Genomic DNA, 23,797 nt, shown 5'->3' with positions numbered 1-23,797 from the left:
TGACGAAGAGGCATTGACGGGACACCCGGCGCGGCTCTATAACGTTAAACAGGTGACGATGGATGTCAATATATCGGCCACCGTTGCCCTGTGGAGATCCCACCGACATCCGTCGCTGACGCCCGTCCCCCGTCAATGACCACCCGATGCCCACCACCCACGCGCTTCGGGCCTGGCTGCACCGCCCGCGGCGACTCGTCCCCCCGGAGACGGCATGACACGTCACGTCCCCATCCGCCCCGCCCTGCCACTGCTGCTCGCCATCGCCCTGGTCGCCGGCGTGCTCGCCGCGCCCGCCGCGTACGCCGCGCCGGCCAAGACACCGCCACTGACCACTCCCTGGACCAGCCAGGCCCTGACCGGCACACCACTGCCCGAGTACCCGCGGCCCCAGATGACGCGGTCGGACTGGCTCAACCTCAACGGCGAGTGGCAGCTACGCCAGTCGACGACCGACGACGCCCCACAGTTCGGCACCAACCTGCCCGAGCGGGTCAACGTGCCCTTCCCGGTGGAGAGCGCCCTGTCCGGCATCCAACGGGCCGCCAACGACAACCGCAACTACCTCTTCTACCGACGCACCGTCACCATCCCGGCGAACTGGTCGGGTCGGCGGACCCTGCTGCACTTCGGCGCCGTCGACTGGCAGAGCACCGTCTGGGTCAACGGTGCGCGGGTCGGCGCGCACACCGGCGGCTACGACGCCTTCACCTTCGACGTGACCCCCCAGCTCACCACCGGGACGAACGAGATCGTCGTCAAGGTCTGGGATCCCACGGACACCCGGCAGAACGGCAGCCTGCCCGCCATCGGCAAACAGACCAAGACGCCCAGCGGGATCTTCTACACCCCCAGCTCCGGCATCTGGCAGACGGTGTGGTTGGAGCCGGTGCCCGCCGCCTCGATCAGCAGCGTGGACCTCTACCCGAACCTGAGCAACAACACAGTGCGGGTCCGGGTCTTCACCCGAGGCGACGTGAGCGGGCACAGCGTGCTCGCCGAGGCGCTGAACGGCGCCACAGTGGTCGGCTCGGCCACCGGCGGCTTCACCGACTTCAGCGTGCCGGTGCCCAACGCCCGCCGCTGGTCACCCGACGACCCGTTCCTCTACAACCTCCGGGTCTCGCTGCGCGGCGCCACCGGTGCCACAGTGGACCGGACCACGCACTACTTCGGCATGCGGGAGATCACCACCGGCCTGGTCAACGGGGTGCTGCGCCCCAAGCTCAACGGCCAGTTCGTGTTCCAGGTCGGCACCCTCGACCAGGGTTTCTGGCCGGACGGGCTCTACACCGCGCCGACCGACGCCGCCCTCGCCTTCGACCTGCAGAAGCACAAGGACCTGGGCTTCAACATGGTGCGCAAGCACATCAAGGTCGAGCCGCAGCGCTGGTTCTACCACGCCGACCGGCTCGGCCTGCTGGTCTGGCAGGACATCCCGTCGCTGACCGCGCAGGACGTCGACCCCACCGACGCCCAGCAGGCGCAGTTCGAGGCGGAGGCGCGCGAGATCGTCAACGAGCACCGCAGCTCACCCGCCGTGATCGCGTACACGCCCTACAACGAGGGCTGGGGCGAGCGGTCCCTGGCCGACACCCGGCGGGTCGCGCAGAACATCAAGAACCAGGACCCGACCCGTCTGGTCAACCCGCACAGCGGTCACAACTGCTGCCAGTCCCTCGGCAACCCCGGCAACGGCGACATCGACGACTGGCACGTCTACCTCGGACCCGACTCCCCCGTGCCGTCGAGCAGCCGGATCGCTGTGCTCGGTGAGTTCGGCGGCCTGGGCCTGCACACGCCGGGCCACGAGTACAGCCCGAACGGCAGCTTCTTCGCGTACGAGTGGCAGACCAGTTCGAACGCCCTCACCGACCGGTACGTGGGGCTGGTGCAGGGCACCCAGAACCTGATGCTCGGCAAGGGGCTCAGTGCCTCGATCTACACCGAGATCACCGACCTGGAGGGAGAGCTGAACGGGTTCCTCACCTACGACCGGCAGGTGATCAAGATGGACCAGGCACGGGTGCGCGCCGCCAACACCGCCCTGATCAACGCCTCGAAGACCATCGGCAGTTCGACGCCCGTCGCCCTACCGGTCAACACCCGCCGGTCGTTGCAGGTGACCACGCCCGGCTTCACCAACCGCTACCTACGCCACCAGGACAGCCTGGCCTACACGGAGGTGGTCGACGCCGCGAGCTCCAGCCTGCTCAAGGCCGACGCCACGTACACCATCCGGCCCGGCCTGGCCGGCACCGGTTGCCACTCGTTCGAGTCGGTCAACTTTCCCGGGCAGTACCTGCGCCACCAGAACTCCCGGGTCCGCAACTCGCCCGACGACGGCTCCGCACTGCTGCGCGCCGATGCCACCTGGTGCGCCCGTACCGGGCTGACCGGCACCGGCGTGTCGCTGGAGTCGTACAACTTCCGGGGTAAGTACCTGCGGCACTACAACGCGGAGGTCTGGCTCAGCAACGGCACCGGCGGCGACGCGTACAACACTCCGACGTCGTGGACCGCCGACAGCACCTGGGGCATCGCCACACCGTGGGCGCCCTGACCGCTGCGCGCTGACCCGGTTCAGCACGCACGACGCCGCGCGGGGGTTCCGGCCTCGGCCTGAACCCCCGCGTGTTGGGTGGACGTGGTCGCGGGGCCGGCCCCTCCCGTCGGGGCCGGCCTTTCGTCTGCGCCGACGCCTTGCGCAACAGGTCCAGCAGCCACGCCGTGAGCCGCGCCGCGGTCGGTGGCCGGACTCCGGCGTCACCCGTCGTCTCGGAGGTCGTTTCCCCGGTCATGAGGGAAATCGGCGAGCTGATTGCACGCTCCGGTTGGGTCGACTGCACGGCAAGGACCGCGCCGCAACTTGCATCTGGCCAGGTTCACTCAGCTGTTGCAACACGCAATTAAGCCGACCAATAAATAGACGAGCACCAATCTTGACTTGTGCGGCCGGCCAGCGCACCGTAAAGAGCCAGAGGCAGATGCGCGCCATTATCGGCCCGGCTGGAGTGGATCGCCAAATGGGGGCGCTGCCGGTTTCGCGCCGCGTGCATCAGGAGGCTTTCCATGCGGTTCAATCCGTTCGCCGGTGTCTATCTCACCGATCCGGCAAGCATGTGGCGGCGCATTCTCGACGATCCCGACGGGGTGCACTACGCCGAGGATCTGGGCCTGTGGTTGGTCAGCCGGCACGCACTCGTCCGGCGGGCCCTCGCCGACGCCACGACATTCGCCAACGCCCTCACCCTCGCCCCGGTCTACGAGGTGTGTCCAGCGGCGCTGAACGTGATCATGCAGATCGACGCGCCGCCCACGACGGCCGCCGCGGACCCGCCGACGCACCCGCGGACCCGCCGGGCCCTACGGGCGACCTTCGCGAACACCGCCGAGCGGGTCGAGGCTGAGTACGGGGCGATCATCCGGCGCCGGGTCGACCAGCTGGTGTCCCGCCTCGCCGCCAGCCAGGGCGACCAGGTCGACCTGATCCCGGAGTTCGCCACCGAACTTCCCCTGCTCGTGGTCCTGGACATCCTCGGGGTGCCGGACGCCGACATCGGCCGGATCCGGAGCTGGGCGGACGGCCAGATCGCCCTCATCTGGGGGCAGCCGGACCCGGCCGAGCAGGTACGCCTGGCGCAGGGCCTGCTGGAGTTCTGGCACTACTGCGAAGACCTGGTCCGCCAGCGGGTGGACAGTGGACATCGGGGCGACGACTTCATCAGCCGCGCCCTGACCTACCGGGACGACGACGACACAGTGCTGACGGTGCCCGAGGTGGCGAGCCTCGCCTTCAATCTCCTGGTCGCGGGCCACGAGACCACCGCCGGGTTGCTCGCGCACGCCCTCGACCAGGCCCTGTCCGCTCCCCAGCGCTGGTCGGCGATCACCGCGGACCCGGGGCTCGTCCCCGCCTTCGTGAGCGAGACGCTCCGGTTCGCGCCCGCCATCGACGGCTGGCTCCGGGTGACCACCCGAGATGTCACAGTGGGGGCGGTGACGATCCCCGCCGGGGCCCGTTGCCTGCTGTTGATCGGAGCGGCGAACCGGGACCCCGCGGCGTTCCACGACCCGGACCGGTTCGACCCCCACCGGGCCGATGTGGGCAACCATGTGTCGTTCGGCCACGGTCCACATTTCTGTATCGGTGCGGGATTGGCGCGACTTGAGGCCGGAATCGCTCTCCGCCGGCTCGCCGAAGCCATTCCCGGGCTACGGCTGTCACCCGAGCAGCACCGTTCGTACAAACCCAATCTCGCGTTTCGTGCCCACCGCACACTGCTCGCGATAGTCGACGTCCCGACGCCCGCAGACATGCCCGCGGCACGGGACGGGGCGACGGCCGAAGTGCACGCCGCCTGAGAGGGCGCGAGCGCCAGCGGTGCTGACCTGCTGACGGGGTGGGGCGGCATGGCCTCCTCCAACCGGCGCACCGGGGCGCCGGCACCGGGGCTGGGGCAGTACCTTTCCCGCTTTTCCCGACGATCCATACCGGTGAACGTCTTCACACCCATCGCGTCCTGGGTTAAGAATTGCCCTCTGTGAATGTTCAGCTCATCGGCCAATCTCGATCTGGTGTCCGCCGCTGAATGTCCGTTCCACGAAGGTGAGCGCATGGAGCACAAGTCCCCGTCGAGCTCGGCTCACTCTGCGGCCAGTCAGCGGTTCCGATGGGAGTTGCGCAACTGCCGCGTCCAACGGGGCCTCACCCAACGAGCCCTGGCGGATCTGGTGCGGTTCAGCCGGGAGACGGTCGCGGCGGTCGAATCGGGTCGCCGGTTCGGCAGTCACGAGTTCGCGCTGCGCTGCGACGACGTACTCGGCACCGGCGGTCGGCTGGCCGCGCTGTGGCCGCAGGTCGCGGCCGAGCAGTTGGCGGCCGACGGTCGCCGCGGCCCCCGCGCGCCGGAACCGGCTCGACCAGATCGGCGGGTGCCGCGTCAGCGAGGTCAGCGTGACGCGCGCGACCCGGGTGCCGTGGTGGACGCGATCGACGAGCTGCGGGAACTGATCGGCCAGGTGCTCAACGGCCAGCCCGAACCGGATGACGCGGAGCGGCGGCACCCACCGGCCGGGCCCGTCGACCACCAGCGCTGACGCGACGAATCCGGTACGACCTCGGGGCGTCACCGGTCGCTGACGTTGGGTACAGATGCTGGTACGGGCAGTTTGTACCACGGCCAGGTCTGGTCTAGGAGCGCCGCTTCCGGCCGAATGGGACTTGCATTCGGCAACGTGCGTATAGACCGTCATCGACGAGTCGTGGGAGTCAATCTTGGCGTCGAGCACCCGGTCCCACGCGGCCAGACCCTACCCGACCCGCCGACGCGGTTGGAAGATCGCCGGCCGGATGCGCCTCATCGTCGCGGCCCCGCTCGTCGCCGTGATCGGCTTCGCCGGTCTCGCGCTGACCGAGAGCGCACGCCAGGCAGCCCGTGCCAGCGACCTGCGGACCCTGGCGCAGGTCGGTGCCGAGGCCGGCGACCTGGCCTACCGGCTGCAACGCGAACGCATCGCCGCCGCCGACCTGCTCACCTATGCCCGCCCGGAGCAGCAGGACGCCTTCAGCGCGGAGATGGCCGCCACCGATGACGCCGTCGCCCGCTACCGCGGGCAGCGTGACCGGCTGCCCACCGACAACGGCACCAACGCGGCTCTGCTGCGGCGCATCGACGCGGCGCTGGACGGCCTCGCCCCGCTGCGCACCCAGGTGCGCACCGCCACGCACGCATCGGTGTCGGCGATGACCTTCAGTTACCGCATCGCGATAGCCGACCTCATCAACGTCCGGGAGACCGTTTCACACGGCGTGGTGGACGCCCAGCTCGCCGACGGGATCCGGGCCTCGGCGGCGCTGTCGAAGACGGCCGAGGCCATCGGTCAGCAGCAGGTGGCCGTGCTGCGCGCCGTCGCGGGCGGAGAGCTGACCCCGGCCATGCAGCAGGACATCACCGCGGCCCGCACCAGCTACACCGAGTCGAGCCTGTCGTTCCTGGCCCTGGCCCCACCGGAGTGGAGCGTCTGGTGGGAGCAGGCCGGCACCGGCAAGGAGGCGCTCACCCTGCAACGGATGCAGGACGAGGTGTCCCGGGCCCAGCCGGGGTCGCAGCTGCAACTGGAGACCGGCGCCTGGGTGTCCACCACCCAGACGCGCGCCGCCCGCCTGGCCGACCTGCGCGCCCGGGTCGACGGCGCGGTCCGCGACGACGTTCGGGCCGCGCACGCCGACCAGCGCCGCCGGGCCGTGGCCGAGGCCGCCGCCGTCCTCCTGGCCCTGATCCTGACCGCGTTGGTGACCTGGGCCGTCGCGCGGCAGATCACCCGGCGGCTGCGCCGGCTACGGGACGCGGCCAACGCCGTGGCCTTCGAGCAACTCCCCGCCGTGGTGGCCCAGCTGCAACAGCCCGGCAGCGCCACCGTCGACCCCCAGAAGCTGGCCCGGCAGCAGTCCAGTGCCGCCCTCGAACCGTCCAGCGACGACGAGATCGGCGAACTGGGCCAGGCGTTCAGCGCCGTGCACCAGGCCGCCGTGCGGACCGCCGCCGAACAGGCCGTCATGCGCGCCAACACCGCCGACATCTTCATCCACCTGAGCCGCCGCGAACAGCGACTGGTCGACGCCGTCCTGGCCCAGGTCGACCTGGTCGAGCGGGACGAGACCGACCCCGACCGGCTCGACCAGCTGTACACGCTGGACAACCTGGCGACCCGGATGGGCCGGATCAACGCCAGCCTGCTGGTGCTCGGCGGCGTCGGCGTGGGTCGCGTACGCCAGCGCGACGTTCCGCTGCAACAGGTGCTCCAGGCGGCGCTGTCGCAGATCGAGCACTACGCGCGAGTCCGGCTCGGCATGATCGACGGGGATGTCGCAGTGGCCGCCAAGACCGTCGACGAGGTCGTGCACCTGCTCGCCGAACTCATGGACAACGCCACCACGTACTCACCGCCGGGCAGCGAGACCTGGGTGAGCGGCCGCAGCCTGGGTGACCGCGTCATCGTCCAGATCAGCGACGAGGGTGTGGGGCTGTCCGGGCAGCGGATGCAGCAACTCAACGAGCTGCTGGCCCACCCGCCGGCGATCGACGTGGCCGCCGTACGGGCGATGGGGCTGGTCGTCGTGGGCCAGCTCGCGGCCCGGCTGGGCGCCACCGTCCAACTGCGACGCGGCCCCCGACGCGGCATCCTCGCCGAGGCGACACTGCCCGCGGCGATCATCCGGTCCCTGCCACCGGAGGAGTACCTGCTCGCACCCGGCCGGCTGTCGCGGCGGGCAGCGCGCACGGGCAGCCCTCCGCCGCCGTACCAGCCGCGCCCCGAACCCACCGCCGGACGCCTCGCGGCCGAACGGACCCTGCCGGCGGCACCGGTCTTCCGACCGGCTCCCCCACCCCCGGACCGGGGTGACGCGCCCACCGAGGAGCTCCTCATCTTCGAACAGGTCAACCACTGGTTCCAGAGCGACGTCGTCGACAGCCACAACGGCCAGAACGGCCACAACGGCCACAACGGCCAGGAGTGGTCCAGCCCCGCCGACGACGCCTGGCGTACGGCCGCCCAGGCGCACACCCCCGAGGTCACCACGACCACCAACTCCGGCCTGCCCAAACGGCAGCCGCAACGGCACCTCGTGCCCGGCGGTGTGACAGTGCCCCAGCAGCAGCAACGGTCCGAGTACCGCGACCCGGCGCAGGTGGCGACGGCGATGGCCGCGTACGCGCGGGGTGTGGCGAACCGACGGCGCACCCCGATCAACCTCGGCAACAAATGACGCGACAGGAGAGCACGTGACCGACCAACAGGATCTCGGCTGGCTGCTGGACAACTTCGCCGCGCGCGCAACCGAGGTCAGCCACGCCATCGCCATTTCCAGCGACGGCCTGATGGTGGCCGCCACCCGCGACCTGCCACCGGACCGGGCCGACCAGTTGGCCGCCACGGGTAGCGGGCTGGTCAGCCTGCTGCGGGGTGCGGCGGCCTTCTTCGACGCCGGCGCAGTGATCTCCAACGTCACGCAGCTCGAGGGCGGTTTCATGTTCTCGATGGCCTTCAACGACGGCGCCTCGCTGCTGGTACTCGCCGCGCCCGAGTGCGACGTGGGCAAGGTCTCCTACGAGATGACCGAGCTGGCCAACCGGATCGGGGACGCGCTGACCCCCGCTGCCCGAGCGGCGCTCGCCCGCAGCCGCTGACCACCCCGGCGCCCCCACGCCGGACACCCCTTCCCCTTCCTCTGGAGTCAGACATGCCCCTCACCACGCCTTGGCGAAGCCGTGCCCTCACCGCCGCGCTGCTCGCGGCCGTGCTGACCACCAGCACGGCCTGCGGCGACGACGCTCCGGGCACCAGCGCCGGCGGCTCGATAAAGATCGGCCTGCTGGCGTCGCTGTCCGGGACGTACCAGGCGGTCGGTACGGAGATCCGCGACGGCTTCCAGCTCTACCTGGACACCCACGACGGCAAGTTGGGCGGCCGGCAGGTCGACCTGATCGTCGCCGACGAGGGCAACGGCGCCCAGACCGCGGTCCCGGCGGCGACCAAGCTGCTCAAGCAGGACCGGGTGTCCGCGCTCACCGGCATCGTCGGTGGTGGCTCGGTCGCCGGCGTCACCCCGGTGCTCAACGAGACCAAGGTGCCACTGGTCGGCTCCAACGGCCGGCCGGAGCTCAAGGACGTCTCCCGGGTCTGGCACACCTCGTACCTCTCCGACGAGCCCGGGGCGGCGATCGCCCAGCACGTCCGCGACAACGTGAAGGGCTCCGTGTACGCGATCGGCCCGGACTACCAGGGCGGATGGGACGAGCTGCGCGGTTTCACCGACGCGTTCGGGAAGATCGGCGGGAAGCTCGCGAACGCCGACGGCAAGACGACCTTCACGCCGTTCCCGGCCACCACGAACTTCCTCCCGTACTTCGCCCGCATCAAGGCCTCCGGCGCGGCGGCCGTCTACACCTTCTACGCCGGCAGCGCCGCCGTCGACTTCGTCAAGCAGTACGCGCAGTCCGAGATCAAGGACATCCCGCTGTACGCGGCCGGCTTCCTCACCGAGGGCGGCGTGCTCAACGCGCAGGGCGAGGCGGCCCGGGACATCTACTCGGTGCTCAACTACTCGTCCGACCTCGACAACGCGGAGAACCGCGCCTTCGTGGCCGCGTGGAAGGCGAAGCACGACGGTTCGCCGACGACCTACGCGCTCGCCTCGTACGACGCGGCTGCGGTGCTGGACCGGGCGATCGGCGCCGCCGGAAGCAACCCGACCCCCGAGGCGATCAACACGGCCATCGGCCAACTCGGCCAGATCGCCAGCCCGCGCGGCACCTGGCAGTTCTCCACCGCCACGCACTCCCCGGTGCAGAAGTGGTACCTGCGGCAGGTCCGCCAGGACGGCCGGGCGCTGTCCAACACCGTCGTGGGCGACCTCGCGACCGTCGGCCGGTGACAGCGGTGGCGGCCGGCATGAACCGGATCGACCCGTACCTGATCCCGGCGTTGGACGGAGTCGCCTACGGGCTGCTGGTGTTCGTCGCCGCGTCGGGCCTGGTCTTCTGTTTCGGCGTCGCCAACATCCTCAACCTGGCGCACGGCCTGCTCTACGCGATCGGCGGGTACACCGCGGCGGCGCTGCTCGACGGCGGCTGGGCGAGCCTGGCGTTGGCCCTCGCCGTCGGTGTGCTGGCCGCCGCAGCGGTCGGGGTGCTCCTGGCCGGCCTGCTCACACCGGTCGCCGCCGGCAACCACCTGAGTCAGGCGCTGCTGACGTTCGGGGTGGCACTGGCCGGCGGCAGCCTGCTCGTCGCCGGCTTCGGGCCAGACAACCCGCAGGTCCAGGTGCCAGCAGCCCTGGAGGGGTCGGTGATGGTCGCCGGTCACCGCTACGCCGCGTACCGGTTGGTGTTCATCGTCGTCGCGGCGGTGCTCGCCGCCGCCCTCTATCTGGTGGTGCGACGCACCAGGGCCGGGATGCTGGTCCGGGCGGCCGTCGACGACCCGGAGATGGTCGCCTGTCTGGGCGTGAGTCCGGCATGGATCCGGGCCGGTGTGCTCGCCGCCGCCGGCGCGCTGGCCGGTGCGGCCGGTGTCCTGGGGGCGCCCATCATCGGCCCCGGCACGGGCACCGCCGACACGGTGCTGCTGCTCTCCCTGGTGGTGGTCGTTCTCGGTGGTCTCGGGTCGATGGCGGGCACCCTGCTGGCCGCGCTCGCGATCGGCGAGATCCAGACGTTGGGAGTGGCGCTGCTGCCGTCCGCCGCGCCGTTTCTGCTGTTCGCCGCCATGGCGGCCGTGCTGGCCGTGCGGGCGCGTGGCCTGACCGGCAGGTGGAGGGCGGCATGAGGGGCGAGGTGATCCGGCGGGCGCGGGGTGGCATCGCGGCGCTCGTCCTGGTCGGCCTGGTCGTGGCGCCCTGGGTTGTCGACGACTACACCACGGCGATCCTCGCCCGGACGCTGGCGCTGGCCCTGGTCGGGGTGAGCGTGGCGCTGCTCACCGGCGTCGCCGGCATGCCCACCCTCGGGCAGACCGCACCGTACGCGGCGGGCGCCTACGCCTGCGCCGTAATCGGCAGCCGGGTCTCCGACGTCGGCGTGGTGCAGCTCGCCGTCGCGGCGGCCGCCGGGGCACTGCTGGCCGCGCTCACCGTGCCGCTCGTCGTGCACGCCCGAGGGGTGATCGTCCTGATGATCACCCTGGCCATCGGCGAACTCGTCGTCGTCGTCCTCGGACGGTGGCGATCGGTGACCGGTGGCACGGACGGGCTGGCCGGCATCCCCGCGGTCCGCCCGTTCTGGGGGCTCCCGGCGCTGGCCAGCGACCAGGCCCGGTACCTGTACGCCCTGGTCGTGGTGGCCACGCTTGTCGGCGCGGTGCTGGTGCTGCTGCGTACCCGGGCCGGGCTGGTGCTGCGGGCCGGCCGCGACGACGAGACGCGGCTGCGGGCCAGTGGCCACCGGGTGGCGGTGCACCTGTCCGGCGCGCACATCGCCGCCGGGGCGATAGCCGGTGCCGCCGGCTCGCTCCTGGTCGTCGCCCAGCAGTACATCTCCCCCGCCGATTTCGGCTTCGACACGTCCGCGCTGCTGCTGCTCGGCGTCGTCATCGGTGGCACCGCTTCGATCGGCGGTGCCCTGGTGGGCGCGGCGCTGGTCATCGCCGTCCGCGACTGGCTGTTCGGGGTGCTGCCCGGCCACGCGCCACTGGTGCTGGGCGCGCTGTTCGTGGCGACGGTCTACCTGCTGCCCACCGGAGTCAACCGGGCCCGGGGCAGGGTGCGCCCGTCGGGCGCCCCGGACCACCAGCCGGACCCGCCCGCCATTCAGGAGCAGGCCACGGTCGGGGAGCTGCGCCGATGACCGGTCTGCTCGACGCCCAGGAGGTCAGCGTGCGGTACGGCTCGCTCGCCGCGCTCGACGGCGTGAACCTGTGCATCCACGACGGTCAGCGGCACGCGCTGATCGGCCCGAACGGGGCCGGCAAGACGACACTGCTCAACGTGCTCGGCGGGTCCACGAAACCGCAGCGCGGCACCGTGCGGTTCGACGGACGGGACATCGGTCGGCTCGCCCCGGCGGCCCGGGCGCGGCGGGGCATCAACCGCATCCACCAACGACCTGCGGTCTTTCCGACCCTCACCGCGACGGAGAACGTCGTGGTGGCCGCGCTGCCACGGGTCATCCCACGCCGCCCGTGGTGGCCGGGCGGACGCCGGCGCGCCGCGCAGCACCTGGCCGGTCCACTGCTGGACCAGATGGGGCTCACCGCCGTCGCGGCGGTGCCCGCCGGGCACCTCGCGCACGGGCAACGACGCCAGTTGGAGATCGCGATGGCCCTGGCGGGTCGCCCCCGCCTGCTGCTCCTCGACGAACCGGCGGCCGGGTTGTCCGCCATCGAGGTCGGCCGGCTGGTCGAGCTGCTCCAGGCGCTGCCCCGGGCCGTCGCCGTGTTGCTTGTCGAACATCGACTGGACCTGGTGTACGCCCTCTCCGACACGGTCACGGTGCTGCGCGACGGTCAGACACTGGCCGCTGGCACACCGGACGAGATCCGAACCTCGCCGCTGGTGCGGCAGGCCTACGCCGACGGGGTGGCCTGATGCTCACAGTGGATCGTCTCTGCGCCGGCTACGCCGGGGGAATCGTCCTGCACGAGGTCAACCTTCGGGTACGTCCCGGCAGCATCCAGGCAGTGGTGGGCCGAAACGGTGCGGGCAAGAGCACGCTCGTGCACACCATCGCCGGGCTGGTCCGGGCGTCCAGCGGTCGCATCGAGATCGGCGGCGTGCACGTCGCCGGCCGGCAACCGCATCGCATCGCCCAGTCCGGCGTCGGTCTCGTCCCGCAGGGCCGACGGGTCTTCTCCCGGCTGACAGTGGCCGAGCACCTGCACCTGGCCGCCGCGCCGTGGCGGGCCCGCACCTCCGGCGGTGAGGGCTGGACCGTCGCCCGCACCCTGGAACTGCTGCCGAGGCTGGCGGTGCGACTGCGACACCGCGGCTGCGAACTCTCCGGCGGGGAGCAGCAGATGCTGGCGATAGCCCGTGCCCTGCTCGGCCAACCCCGGGTGCTGCTGCTCGACGAACCGTGTGAGGGCCTCTCGCCCGACCTGGCGGCGCGGGTCCGCGAACTCGTCAACGGTCTCGCCGCCGACGGCCTGACCGTGCTGCTCGTGGAGCAGCAACTCCAGCACGCCATCGAGGTCGCCGACCGGGTGGCGGTGCTGGAGTACGGCCGGGTGGTCTACGACCGACCGACCGCGGAGGCCCGCCGTGATCCGGCCCCACTGGCGGCGATGCTGAGCGTCGCCGCCGCCGTGCCGCCCCCGCCCAACCGACCGACCCCTCGGCTCTGGGCCGACACCCCGTAGTCACCCGACCCTTCTCGGAGAGGTAGACACCGATGGCAACCGCGACGAGCGATGACACGTACACGTTCGACAACGGCGCACCGGACGCCGTTCCCCAGATGCACGCGCTGGAGTCCTTCCTGGATCCGATCACCACGCGTCGGCTGGCCGGCCCGGTGCTGCGACCGGGCACGAGCTGCTGGGAGGTCGGGGCCGGTGGCGGCTCGATGGCCCGGCGGATGGCCCGCGCGGTCGGCGACGACGGTCAGGTGCTAGCCACCGACATCGACCCCACACACCTGGTGGCCGAGGGCAACCTGCACGTACGCCAGCACGACGTGCGCACCGAACCGCCACCCGGGGACGCGTTCGACCTGATCCACGCCCGGCTGGTCCTGCTGCACCTCCCCGATCGACGACGGGTCCTGCGTACCCTCACCGGCGCGCTGGCACCAGGCGGGTGGCTGGTCGTCGAGGAGTTCGACTGCACCGCGCCACAGCGGGTGTTGACCGCGCCGACCGACGACGCCGCGAAGCTCTTCGCGCAGGTCATGGACGCCATGATGGGTGTCCTGGAGGACCACGGCGCCGACCTGGGCTGGGCGCAGGACGTGCACACCGAGATGGCCCTCGCCGGTCTGACCGACCTGGACACCATCACCCACTCGCAGAGCTGGGCCGGCGGGACGACCGGAACATCGCTCTACGAGACCAACTCCCGCCAGTTGGAACCGGACCTGCTGGCCGCCGGGCTGTCGCCCCAGCAACTGAACGCCTTCCGGCTGCTGCTCCGCGACCCCGGGTTCGCCGTCATGTCGTACCACTTCGTCTCCACGCGGGGCCGCCTACCGAGCTGAGCAGGTGGACCACCGCGCGGAGCGCGGTCACGCCGTCCGTACCTCTCCCGCCGCAGCACCTCCCCCCGCTGCGCTCCGGACAGCTCTACGACGGCGTCGACCGCACCGGCCGGGCTCCCCGCAAGGGAGCCCGGCCGGCCCGCGCCCGCGCCCGCGCCCGCGCCCGCCGATCTTGCAGTTTCGGTTGCCGATACGAGTGGAATGGTCCCTATGTCGGGGCAGAAAGTGCAAGATCGCGGCACGCAGGCGGGCTTTTATCGCCCACCACAACTCCATGATCGACGAGGTGACGTGGGGTTGATGGACAACTACTCCACCTGACGCGATGGTGTTGCTGTCAGACTGCCCGGGTGATCGTCAGACTTGCCGAAGAGCGGGACTTCAACGGCTTCCTTGGTCTGGCGGCCGAGGTCGAGTGCTGGTTCGGCCCAATGGTCGAGGATCGTGGCTTCCATGACGCGGTGCGCAAGCACATTCGTCGGTCCACAGCGATCGTTGCTGTCTCCTCCGGGTCCGATCTCCTGGGTGGGTTGTTGTTCACGGCGAAGGTTCCGACCCACCACGTCCACTGGCTTGTCGTTGCTGAGCAGTCACGGGGAAAGGGTGTTGGTCGTGCACTGATGACAGCGGCGATGCGCAGGTTTGTACCCGGCTTAGGTTCCGTCGAAGTGGTCACCTTCGGTGCCGATCACCCGGGCGCCTGCGTCAGCGGTGCGCGTGCCTTCTACGAACGCCTTGGTTTCACCCCTGCCGAGGCCGTCGATCCCGGTCCGGAGGGCGGTTCCCGGCAGGTCTTTCGCCTGGCCGTCGCCTGATCCATCCGACGGCGGTCTAGACAACGAAGCTGTTCAGGAGGATCTGACCGGGGCCTGGAAGAGACGATGCGGGCACCACCGAGGCAGGCCCTGGCTCAGCGCGGAGTGGTCTCCTGGTGGGCCAGGACAATCAGGTCGTCGGGGTGGGCCGACAGCGGCGCCGTCGCCCCGTCGAGCCACACGAGATAGCCCACCGGCGGACCTGACCGACCCCACCGGGCACCGATGATCGTGGCCGACCCCGCGTGGTGCGGCTGCCTGAGCAGGCGTACCCGGGTGCCCGGCGCGTGTCCGTCGTCGGCGACGATGAGCAACGCGTCGAGGATCTGCCGGGCACCGGCAACGGGCAGCCCCGGAACGTACGGCTCGCCCGCGGACCCGAGACGCGGCGTCATCATCGTGCTCAACAGCGCGGTCTGCCGGATCGCCTCCTGGCGGACCTGCCCGTCCACGCTACGTTCGACAGTGGTCAGCGCCTGCTGGATGCGCGACCAGAGGGCCAGTGGCTCCTGGTCGAGCAGGCGGCGGGCCTCGCGGTCGATGTCGGCGCAGGCCGTGTCGAGCGCGGTGTCCTCGCCGAGTTCCGCGATCCAGGCGAGGTCCCCCACCTCGGGCAGCAACCCTGGCGACTCGGCCACGATCACGATGTACAGCATCGCGAGCAGTTCCTCGCGGCCCTCGCCGTGATAGAGCGAGCCCACCCCGCTGCCGGTACGCCCACGGCTGGGCGGGAACCGCTCGACGAGGTGCCGCGCGCGGCCATGCGGCAGGACCGCGGCCCGCCTGGTGTCCGCCACCCGCTCCTCGAACGACCGTCGCTCACGGCGTTCGACGAGCAGTTGGCGGTGCGGGTCGAACCCGATCGGATAGATCGTCCGCCCGTACCTGGAGAGGGTTTCGCCGGGCCGAAGGCCGACCGACTCGAGCTGCCGGGCGGCCTCCGAGTAGGCGACGCCAGCCCGGGCTGCATGTTCACGGATGGCGCGCTTGCGGGCGCGTCCCGGAGCCGGGGTCCGCCGGGGGATGGGATCAGACATGACGCCTCCGGTGCAGCCCCACGCACTCCACCGAACGGGCGGCGTGACCGGCACGCCAGGAGTCGACGGATCGGCGCGGAGTCGGAGACTCTTGGCCCCAGGCATGTGGTCGGGCGTGGGCCACCACATCGGGCACTGGCAGGCGCTCTGCCGTGGCCAGCATATCGTGACGCCGACCGTCGGAACCCGTGCCCTATACAGCTCGTCAGTCAAGGTACTCTTCGGACTAATTGATGATCACTCACGCCTTCCATCCGTTGAAAGGTCAGCGCTTGACCGTGCTGTTTTCGCAGCGCAAGCGCACTGGGCTGTTCTTCGTGTGCGAGGTCGAGGGGGGTGACGGGTCACCGTGGCTCAGGAGTGGACCGACCGCGGCGTGCCCGCCTCAGCTGGTCGCCTAGCGGTGGATGGCTTGACGGCGGCGCGGTCACTCGTCGACGCCATCGACCCCAGCGGAGCGCGGCCCAGCGGTCGATGCAGCAGCCGGGCCCACGAATAGTCAGCTCTGACGGACTGCGGCACCCCTTGTCGTGTTTCAGGTGGTGGCGTACTGCGGGCGCCCGGCGGGTCGGTAGACCTGGAGCGTTATGCCCTTCGGGAAGACTTGCGAGTCGACCAGGTCCAGTGCGATGTCTGGGCCGGTGTCGGGGAACATGCGCATGCCTTGGCCGACGACCACCGGGACGATGAGCAGGTTCATCTCATCGACGAGGTCGTTTTCGAGCAGCCACCGGGTCAGGATGGCGCTGCCGTGCACCTGCAGCTCACCCGCCGGCTTGGCTTTCAGCTCGCGGATGGCCGCCGCGGGGTCACCGGAGAGGGCGGTCGTGTTCGCCCATTGCGGGTCGGTGAGCGTGGTCGATGCGACGTATTTGGGCTTGGTGTTCAAGGCACCGACGATGGGGTTTTCCAGGTCTTCCCTCACGCCCCAGTAGCCGGCGAACAGTTCGTAGGTCCGCCGACCGAACAGGAACGCGTCAGCGCGCTGGTAGGTCTGGTCGACGAACGTCATGGCCTCGTTGTCGAAAAGCGGCCGGGCCCATCCGCCGCGCTCCATTCCAGGGTCGAGGATCGGATGCCGCCCGCCGTTTGCCTGCATCACGCCGTCGACAGACACCTGCGTGGTGGTCGTCAGTTTCATGATCGTGGTTCCCTTCTCGTTGGTTGGTCGTCCTTCGTGGGGTCGTCATTCGGCAGGGCCGGACCGCCCACGCCGAACCCGCGGGTCATCGCGCCCGCTGCGCGAGATAGCAGCGGAAGACGAGGCCCAGGCGGATGGTCCCGTCGGCCCGTGATCGCGGCGCGAAGAAGGACCCCAGCGCCGCTTCCACGGCCGCGCGGCCGGAGTGGCGGACCGCCGCGGTGACTGGGCCGGCCGGCATCTGGGCGGCGATCGCCTCGTTCTGGTCGTTGAATTCGATGTCGAACGCAATGTCGGTCGACGTGACGGATGCGAACCCGGCGTCGAGCAGGGCGCTGCGAGCCGCGTCCGCGTCGGCGAGGTCGAGGGTGCTGCGGTCGGGCACTTCGTCGTGCGGAGCCAGTGGATTGATCAGCGCTGCGCTTTCGGCCTGTTCGGGACCGACGCCTACGGTTACGACGGCACAGCCTGCGGGGGCGGTCACGCGCGTGATCTCGGCGAGCGCGTGGCGGGGGTCGGCGGCGTAGAGCACCGAGTTGAACGCGGTGACGATATCGAAGCCGCTGTCGCTGAACGGTATGTGCTCCATGTCGTCGACGACGTAGCGGGCCGCCGGGCGCCGGCGGCGTGCGTACTCGACGAGTCCCGGGGCCGCGTCCAGCCCGACGACGTCAGCGCCGCGCTGGGCGGCAAGCTCCGCGAACAGGCCCGAGCCGCAGCCAACGTCGAGGAGCCGCGTGCCGGGGCGAAGGTGAAGGCGTTCGAGCACACGCACGTACAGCGGCCGGATGCGGCCCTCCGCGGTCTGCGCCCAGCCCTGCGGATCGCTGCTCCAGAGCCGGCCTTGGCTGGTCGCGTTCACCGTGCGCTCGCACGGGCCGGGCCCTGGCGTCGATCTTGGGGTGGTTGAGCGGGGCCCGGTCGGCGGTCGGGTGTCGGCGGCCCCGTCAAACAGAAGGTCGTGAAGTCGAACATGGCCAAACCGTACGGCCGGATTCGCTCCGCGCTCTTGAACAAACCGGGCGTCCTTCTCGCGGCCGACCAACCCGCGCGCGACATACTGGTCACGTGACCAGCGACCCGTTCTCCGCCCCCGCCGCGGGCGGGCAGAGCTACGTCGAGCGCTCGCCCGCTCCGGCGTTGCGCGAGCTCGTCTCGTCGGTCTGGGTGCAGCAGGTCGGGCGCGACGCCGCGCCGTACGTCCACCGGCGCATCCCCAGCGGCGCTGTCGAACTCGTATGCAGGGTTGGCGCGGCCCCGCAGGTGATCGGCCCGCTTACCGAGCCGCTGGTCGAGGTACTTCAGCCGGGCACCACGATTCTCGGCGTGCGCTTCGTGCCAGGCGCCTTCCCGATGGTCGCGGGACAGCCCACGTCCGAGGTCGTCGGACTCACACTGGACGCCGAACAGCTGTGGGGCCGCTCTGCCGCCGCACTCGGCGACGTGGTCGGCACGGCGGCCTCGCTCCAGGAAGCGCTCGCCGCCGTGCAGCTCTACGTGCAGGAGCGCGCCAGCGCCGGCCAGCCCGCAGACTCGCTCGTGTCCGAGGCGGTGCGCGGTCTCATGCCGTGGCGCACGGTCGACGTGACGTCGCTGAGGGCGTCTCTGCACATCTCCGAGACGCAGCTGCGGCGCCGCTGCCGGACGGCGATCGGGCTCGCGCCGAAGTCGCTGCACCGGATACTGCGCTTTCAGGGCTTCCTCGCGCTCGTCCAGCAGGCGATCGCCCAGGGCCTCGCGGCGACGGACGACGGGCTCGGGCTGCTCGCCCTCCGCGCCGGCTACGCGGACCAGCCTCACCTCACACGCGAGTGCGTCCGGCTCACCGGCGTCTCGCCGCACGTGTTCATCGCCGAGACACAACAGACCTGCGCCTCCGGGCACGATCACTCGGCGTCGTTCGCGCCCGTGCTGCGCGCCGAGACCGAAACACGACCCACCCGGGCATAGCACAGCGCCCGTCGGTGTGGATGTGCGTGCCTCCTCGGCGGCTCCGATGTCAGCCCGTGTCGGTCGGTGTCGGTGCCGTGTCGGGGCGGTGTCAGCCGGCCCGCGCAGACTCGGCGCATGACAGCTGACCTGGTGATCGAGGCCGAGGGCCTCGTGAAGACATTCGGGAAGACGAGGGCGCTGCAGGGCGTGGACCTCGCCGTACCCCGCGGGACGGTGCTCGGGGTGCTCGGCCCCAACGGCGCCGGTAAGACCACCGCCGTCCGCATCCTCTCCACCCTGCTCACCCCGGACGGCGGAACCGCCCGAATCAGCGGTTTCGACGTGGTACGGGACGCCGAGCGCGTTCGGCAGAGCATCGGCCTCACCGGCCAGTACGCCTCGGTCGACGAGGACCTGACCGGGCGGCAGAACCTGGAGCTGTTCGGCACCCTGCTGGAGCTGGGACGCACCGGGGCCCGGCGGCGGGCCGCCGAACTGCTCGACTGGTTCGACCTGACCGATGCCGCGAACCGGCCGGCGAAGACCTACTCCGGCGGCATGCGGCGGCGGCTGGACCTGGCCGCCAGCCTGGTCGGCTCCCCCGACGTGATCTTCCTGGACGAGCCGACGACCGGGCTCGACCCGGCCAAGCGCGAGGACATGTGGGACGTGGTCCGGTCGCTGGTCAACAACGGCTCGACGGTGCTGCTCACCACCCAGTACCTGGAGGAGGCCGACGCGCTCGCCGACGCGATCACGGTGATCGACCACGGTCGGGTCATCGCCCACGACACCCCCGAGGGGCTCAAGCGGGTGGTCGGCGGGCAGACCCTGGAGGTCCGCCCGTCCGACCCGGCGCAGCTGCCCCGCACCGCGGAGATCCTGACCCAGGTCGGCTCCGGCGCGCAGGCCGACGAGATCCGCAAGGGAGTGCTCGCGGTGCCGGTCACCGACGACGCGGCCCTGACCGAGAGCGTCGCGCGGTTCGCCGCTGCCGGCATCGCGGTCACCGAACTCTCCCTGCACCTGCCGAGCCTCGACGAGGTGTTCTTCACTCTCACCGGGCGTACGGCGTCCGAAGACGACACCACCCGCCCCATGGAGGTCGCGGTATGAGCACTCTGACCGACACAGCGCCCCCGAGAAGCCGCGCGCTGTCGAACTCCGCGCCGAACCCTCGGCCGTTCCGGCTGGTCCGGCACTCGTTGGCGCTCGCGAAGCGCAGCCTCATCAAGACCTGGCGTACGCCCGAGGCGCTCATCGACGTCACCCTGCAACCGGTGCTGTTCCTCATCATCTTCGTGTACGTCTTCGGCGGCGCCGTCGCCGGCTCGACCCACGACTACCTGCAGTTCCTGCTGCCCGGCATCCTGGCGCAGACGATCGCGACGGGCGCCATCGCGATCGGTGTCAACCTCAACACCGACATCGCCAAGGGCATCTTCGACCGGTTCCGGTCGTTGCCGATCCCCCGCTCCGCACCACTGGTCGGCGCGGTCCTCGGCGACGTCGTCCGGTACGTGATCGTCACGGTGTCGACCCTGGCGATCGGCTACGTGATGGGTTTCCGGATCGACACCGACCCGTTCCGGGCGATCGCCGGGTGTCTGCTCGCGGTGCTGTTCGCGCTCTGCCTGAGCTGGCTGCCGGTGCTCGTGTCGATGAAGGTGCGCACCGCCGGCGCCGTGCAGGGTGTGATGTTCGCGCTGATCATGCCGCTGAGCTTCGCGTCCAACGTGTTCGTCGGTGCCGACACCCTGCCGGGCTGGATGCAGGCGTTCGTGGACGTCAACCCGATGACCCACCTGGTGGCATCGGTGCGCGGGCTGTTCCTCGGCACCCCGCTGGGCAACCACGTCTGGTGGACGCTCGCCTGGTGCGCCGGCTTCGTGGTGCTGTTCATGCCGCTGGCGCTGCGCGCGTACCGCAAGAAGGTCTAGTCAGGCGAGCAGGTCGTCCATCAGCTCGCGGATCCGGCTGATGGCTGCGGCGGGCGGCCGCTCGCGCCACACGGTCAGCAACGGCTCACGCTCTTCCTCGTCCCCGAGGATGGCGTTGAGCCGTTCGCTGCTCCCGGTGGGGAAGAACATCTCGATGTGGGTGCCGATCCGCTTCGCGAGTACGGACAGTTCGCGGGCGGTGTCGGCGTCACCCCGGTACGCCGCGAGTTCCGCTCCGCCCGACGCCCACGCCCCGATCACCGGCAGGTCCCGTGAGGTCAGCGCGTCGTCGCGGGTGAGCGACAGCATCGCGGCGGCCTGGACGGCGACGTCGTTTCCCGGCACCGGCCGAGCCTGGGCCACCCGCAGGCAGAGGACCGCCGCCGCGGCGCGGAGCATCACGCGCGGCTGTGGCTGCGGCCCGGCCCAGCCGGCGAGGATTCGGGTCATCTCGTCGATGTGGGCGAGCGCCTCGTCGTAGCGCCCGCGCTGCCAGGCGAGGTGCGCCAGGCCGAGCAGTGCCTGCGCGGCGTCCATCTGCTCGGCCTGACCCGGTCTGGCCGTCTCGCCCAGTCGCCGCTCCGCGTCCGCGTCGCCGGTGAGTGCGAGCTGCACGTCCAGCCGGAGTCGGATCGACCGCGCGTCCTGCACGGCGCCGACCAGTTCCATGTGTTTCACGCTGCGCGTCAGCCACTCGGCCGACCGGGCATCTGCGCCCGGGACCAGGAACTGCCCGACGGCACCTGCCGCCATCGCCATGCCCCAGTGGTCGCCGACAACCTCGAAGCGGTGGTACGCCTGCTCGGCGTCACTGATCGACGTCTCCGGCTGGCCGCCGTTCTCCCGTACCGCCGCGCGGGCGAACAGCCCGAGCCCTTGCACGTACGGGTCGGGGTGTGCGACCAACTCGGTGGCGCTCTTCAAGCTCTGCTCCAGATCGGACGCGTCGAAGCCGGGCAACGCCGACGCGAGAGCGGTCAGCCGGGGCGACACCTCGGCGGGCCGTTCGGCCTGGAGCGTCCGCAGGGCCCGGCGGGCGAGCACGGCGGGCCGCAGGTCGGCGCTGATGCCCGCGTTCACGCTGATCACCACACACGTCCAGGCGAGTCGGTCGGCGTTGGGCAGCGGCCGGCCGCTGGCCGTACCGCGCAGGATCGCCGACCGCAGCCGTCGCTGCGGCTCGTCGATGTGCAGCAGCCCGCGCGCCCAGGCGAGGACCTCGAGGTGCAGGCCCCGCACCGACCAGAGGTGGAACAGCGCGGTGGCGACGTCGACGGCGGCCGGCTCGTCGTCCGCTGCCATCGCCCATCGCAGGCCCGCGACCAGGTTGTCCTGCTCGGCGGCGCAACGGTGCAGCGCCTCCACCTGGCCGGGGCCGATGAAGCGGCCGGCCAGTGCGACGGCCTGCTCCCGCGCCCAGCCGACCAGGCCGGTCATGGCCTGGTCCCGGTCACCGGCCGCGTCCAGCCGGGCCTCGCCGTACTCACGGACCGTTTCAAGCATGCGGTACCGCGGCGGACCATCGCCCTCGACCAGGGTCAACAGGGACTGTTCGACGAGGGTCGCCAGGCCGCGACGTACGTCCGGAGCCTGCGCGACGGCGGCGGCGAGGTCCGCGGTGAACGGCGCGGGGATGACCGCGACCCGCTGGAGCAGATCGCGGTCGGCCTCGGCGAGCAGTTCCCTGCTCCAGTCGACGAGCGCCCACAGGCTGGCGTGCCGTTCGGGCAGGCCGCGCAGGGCGTCGTCGAGCAGCGCGAACCGGTCGGTCAGCCCGGCGAGCACGTCGTCGATCGGCATGTGCCGCAGTCGCGCGGCGGCCAGTTCGAGGGCCAACGGCAGGTTGTCGAGCCGGTGGCACAGGACGAGCGCCCGCTCGGTGTCCCAGGTCGGTACGGCGCCACCGGCCCGTGCCCGGGACTCGACCAGCGCGAGCGCGTCGGCGTCCGGCAACGCGGTCAGCCGGTGCACCAGCTCGCCGACCAGGCCCAGTGGGGCGCGGCTCGTCGCGAGCACCGCGACCTCCGGCGACGCCGCCGCGACCAGGTCCGCGACGACGACGGCCACCGCGTCGAGCACGTGCTCGCAGTTGTCCAGCACCACCAGCCCGTCGAGGTCCGGCGCGACGGCGCGCAGCCGCTCCTCGGGGCTGAGGACCCGCCGTTCCAGACCCAGGTTGCCGCCGGTCGCCGTGGTGTCGGCACCGCCGAGCGCGGCGAGCACAGTGGGCAGCACCTCGTCGGGCGAGCGCAGGCCAGCGAGTTCGATCACGCGTACCGCCCGCCCGGCCGCCGCCGTGCGCCTCGCCACCTCGGCGGCGAGCCGGGTCTTGCCCGCCCCGCCGGTCGCCACGATCGTCACGACGGGTGTCTCGGTGAGCGCGCCGGTGATGGCCTCGACGTCCCGCTCCCGCCCGACGAGGGCGGCCATGGCACGACGCCACGCGGCGGGCAGCGTGATCCGCGCCGGTTGCCGGGGCGGCGTCGCCATGGGCGGAGCGGTGAGTTCGCCGCGCAGCAACGCCAGGTGGACGTCCGTGATCACGGGCGACGGGTCGGTGCCGTACCGGTCGGCCAGGTCGGCGCGCAACCGCTCGACCACCTCCAGCGCCTCCGCCTCCCGCCCCTGGGCGGCCAGCACCCTGACGAGCAGGGCGGCGGACGGCTCGTCCGGCGGCGTACGTGCGATGAGCCGGCCCAGGTCGACCTCGTCGAACGGGCCCACGCCGGCGAGTGCCGCCTGCGCGCGTAGCGCGGCGACGTCCGCGAACAGCCGGGTGTCCTCGGCGCTGACCAGCTCCGGCACCTCGGGGAACAGGGCCCGCGCCTGATCGGCCAGGCCGCGGGCGGCACGACTGTCACCGCACCTGAGCACGGTGCGCGCCTGGTCGACGAGGGCGCGCGCCTCGACCGCGTCGACGGCGATCTCCTCGGCGGGCAGCCGGTATCCGCCCGGCACCGCGACCACTGGCAACCCGAGACGGCGCACCCGGGACACGAGCGCCTGGACCGCGCCGGTCGCGTCGTCGGGTGGCGCGCCGTCCCAGACGGCGTCCACGAGCAGGTTCACGGAGACCGCCCGCCCCCGCGCGTCGACGAGCGCGCGGAGCACCGCCGCCAACCGTTCACCCCGAACGGGCTGGCCGTCGACGGCGAGTGGGCCGAGGGTGGTGATCTGCACGGACCCAGCATCCCTCACGCACGCACGGGCCCGACGACCACCGGTCCGCCAGGCTGGT

At 71.3% G+C, this 23,797-nt stretch carries 19 protein-coding genes; 15 read left to right on the top strand and 4 right to left on the bottom strand.

Features of this window, described 5'->3' with window-relative positions:
- Window positions 1-214: 214 nt before the first annotated feature.
- From IW249_RS22520 to IW249_RS22465, 12 genes are all read left to right on the top strand, one after another.
- A complete protein-coding gene (locus IW249_RS22520; protein WP_196922574.1) occupies window positions 215-2,563 on the top strand; it encodes an AbfB domain-containing protein in 2,349 nt (782 codons plus the stop codon).
- 509 nt (window positions 2,564-3,072) lie between these two features.
- On the top strand, window positions 3,073-4,365 hold the full coding sequence (locus tag IW249_RS22515; RefSeq protein ID WP_196922573.1) for a cytochrome P450: 1,293 nt from the start codon (window positions 3,073-3,075) through the stop codon (window positions 4,363-4,365).
- 252 nt (window positions 4,366-4,617) lie between these two features.
- The gene (locus tag IW249_RS22510) at window positions 4,618-5,100 is read left to right on the top strand and encodes a helix-turn-helix transcriptional regulator (RefSeq protein ID WP_196922572.1); all 483 of its coding nucleotides are present in this window, start codon (window positions 4,618-4,620) and stop codon (window positions 5,098-5,100) included.
- A gap of 253 nt (window positions 5,101-5,353) precedes the next feature.
- The gene (locus IW249_RS22505; protein WP_196922571.1) at window positions 5,354-7,771 is read left to right on the top strand and encodes a sensor histidine kinase; all 2,418 of its coding nucleotides are present in this window, start codon (window positions 5,354-5,356) and stop codon (window positions 7,769-7,771) included.
- A 16-nt stretch (window positions 7,772-7,787) separates the two neighbouring features.
- Window positions 7,788-8,192, top strand: coding sequence for a roadblock/LC7 domain-containing protein (locus IW249_RS22500; protein WP_030490280.1), 405 nt, complete (start codon window positions 7,788-7,790; stop codon window positions 8,190-8,192).
- A 53-nt stretch (window positions 8,193-8,245) separates the two neighbouring features.
- Complete coding sequence (locus tag IW249_RS22495) at window positions 8,246-9,439, top strand: ABC transporter substrate-binding protein (RefSeq protein WP_196922570.1); 1,194 nt, start codon at window positions 8,246-8,248, stop codon at window positions 9,437-9,439.
- Window positions 9,436-10,332: a branched-chain amino acid ABC transporter permease gene (locus IW249_RS22490; protein WP_196922569.1), complete on the top strand. Its 897-nt coding sequence runs from the start codon at window positions 9,436-9,438 to the stop codon at window positions 10,330-10,332. Before IW249_RS22495 ends, IW249_RS22490 begins: the two co-directional genes overlap by 4 nt.
- Entirely contained in the window at window positions 10,329-11,348 is a 1,020-nt protein-coding gene (locus IW249_RS22485) for a branched-chain amino acid ABC transporter permease (protein WP_196922568.1), read from the top strand. Before IW249_RS22490 ends, IW249_RS22485 begins: the two co-directional genes overlap by 4 nt.
- The gene (locus IW249_RS22480) at window positions 11,345-12,088 is read left to right on the top strand and encodes an ABC transporter ATP-binding protein (protein ID WP_196922567.1); all 744 of its coding nucleotides are present in this window, start codon (window positions 11,345-11,347) and stop codon (window positions 12,086-12,088) included. Before IW249_RS22485 ends, IW249_RS22480 begins: the two co-directional genes overlap by 4 nt.
- Window positions 12,088-12,858: an ABC transporter ATP-binding protein gene (locus IW249_RS22475; RefSeq protein ID WP_196922566.1), complete on the top strand. Its 771-nt coding sequence runs from the start codon at window positions 12,088-12,090 to the stop codon at window positions 12,856-12,858. The genes IW249_RS22480 and IW249_RS22475 overlap by 1 nt, the downstream gene beginning before the upstream one ends.
- Window positions 12,859-12,890: 32 nt before the next feature.
- Window positions 12,891-13,694, top strand: a complete 804-nt coding sequence (locus tag IW249_RS22470) for a class I SAM-dependent methyltransferase (RefSeq protein WP_196922565.1) — start codon at window positions 12,891-12,893, stop codon at window positions 13,692-13,694.
- A 350-nt stretch (window positions 13,695-14,044) separates the two neighbouring features.
- Window positions 14,045-14,509: a GNAT family N-acetyltransferase gene (locus IW249_RS22465; protein WP_196922564.1), complete on the top strand. Its 465-nt coding sequence runs from the start codon at window positions 14,045-14,047 to the stop codon at window positions 14,507-14,509.
- A gap of 95 nt (window positions 14,510-14,604) precedes the next feature.
- Here the strand turns inward: IW249_RS22465 and IW249_RS22460 are convergent, their stop codons facing one another.
- The 3 genes from IW249_RS22460 to IW249_RS22450 form a co-directional block, all read right to left on the bottom strand.
- On the bottom strand, window positions 14,605-15,546 hold the full coding sequence (locus IW249_RS22460) for a hypothetical protein (RefSeq protein ID WP_196922563.1): 942 nt from the start codon (window positions 15,544-15,546) through the stop codon (window positions 14,605-14,607).
- Between the two features lie 535 nt (window positions 15,547-16,081).
- Window positions 16,082-16,687, bottom strand: coding sequence for a dihydrofolate reductase family protein (locus tag IW249_RS22455; RefSeq protein ID WP_196922562.1), 606 nt, complete (start codon window positions 16,685-16,687; stop codon window positions 16,082-16,084).
- A gap of 85 nt (window positions 16,688-16,772) precedes the next feature.
- A complete protein-coding gene (locus IW249_RS22450; RefSeq protein ID WP_196922561.1) occupies window positions 16,773-17,549 on the bottom strand; it encodes a class I SAM-dependent methyltransferase in 777 nt (258 codons plus the stop codon).
- 206 nt (window positions 17,550-17,755) lie between these two features.
- Here IW249_RS22450 and IW249_RS35060 point away from each other — a divergent pair, with 206 nt between their 5' ends.
- The 3 genes from IW249_RS35060 (at window position 17,756) to IW249_RS22435 (ending at window position 20,559) form a co-directional block, all read left to right on the top strand.
- Window positions 17,756-18,637: a helix-turn-helix domain-containing protein gene (locus IW249_RS35060; RefSeq protein WP_196922560.1), complete on the top strand. Its 882-nt coding sequence runs from the start codon at window positions 17,756-17,758 to the stop codon at window positions 18,635-18,637.
- 117 nt (window positions 18,638-18,754) lie between these two features.
- On the top strand, window positions 18,755-19,735 hold the full coding sequence (locus tag IW249_RS22440) for an ATP-binding cassette domain-containing protein (RefSeq protein WP_196922559.1): 981 nt from the start codon (window positions 18,755-18,757) through the stop codon (window positions 19,733-19,735).
- Window positions 19,732-20,559: an ABC transporter permease gene (locus IW249_RS22435; protein ID WP_196922558.1), complete on the top strand. Its 828-nt coding sequence runs from the start codon at window positions 19,732-19,734 to the stop codon at window positions 20,557-20,559. Before IW249_RS22440 ends, IW249_RS22435 begins: the two co-directional genes overlap by 4 nt.
- Here the strand turns inward: IW249_RS22435 and IW249_RS22430 are convergent, their stop codons facing one another.
- Complete coding sequence (locus IW249_RS22430) at window positions 20,560-23,739, bottom strand: ATP-binding protein (RefSeq protein WP_196922557.1); 3,180 nt, start codon at window positions 23,737-23,739, stop codon at window positions 20,560-20,562.
- Between the last annotated feature and the right edge of the window lie 58 nt (window positions 23,740-23,797).

It is taken from the genome of Micromonospora vinacea, assembly GCF_015751785.1.
In the GTDB taxonomy this organism is placed as follows: Bacteria; Actinomycetota; Actinomycetes; order Mycobacteriales; family Micromonosporaceae; genus Micromonospora; species Micromonospora vinacea.
Note: the sequence above shows the minus strand (reverse complement) of the source record. Positions and strands in the feature narration are given on the sequence as shown.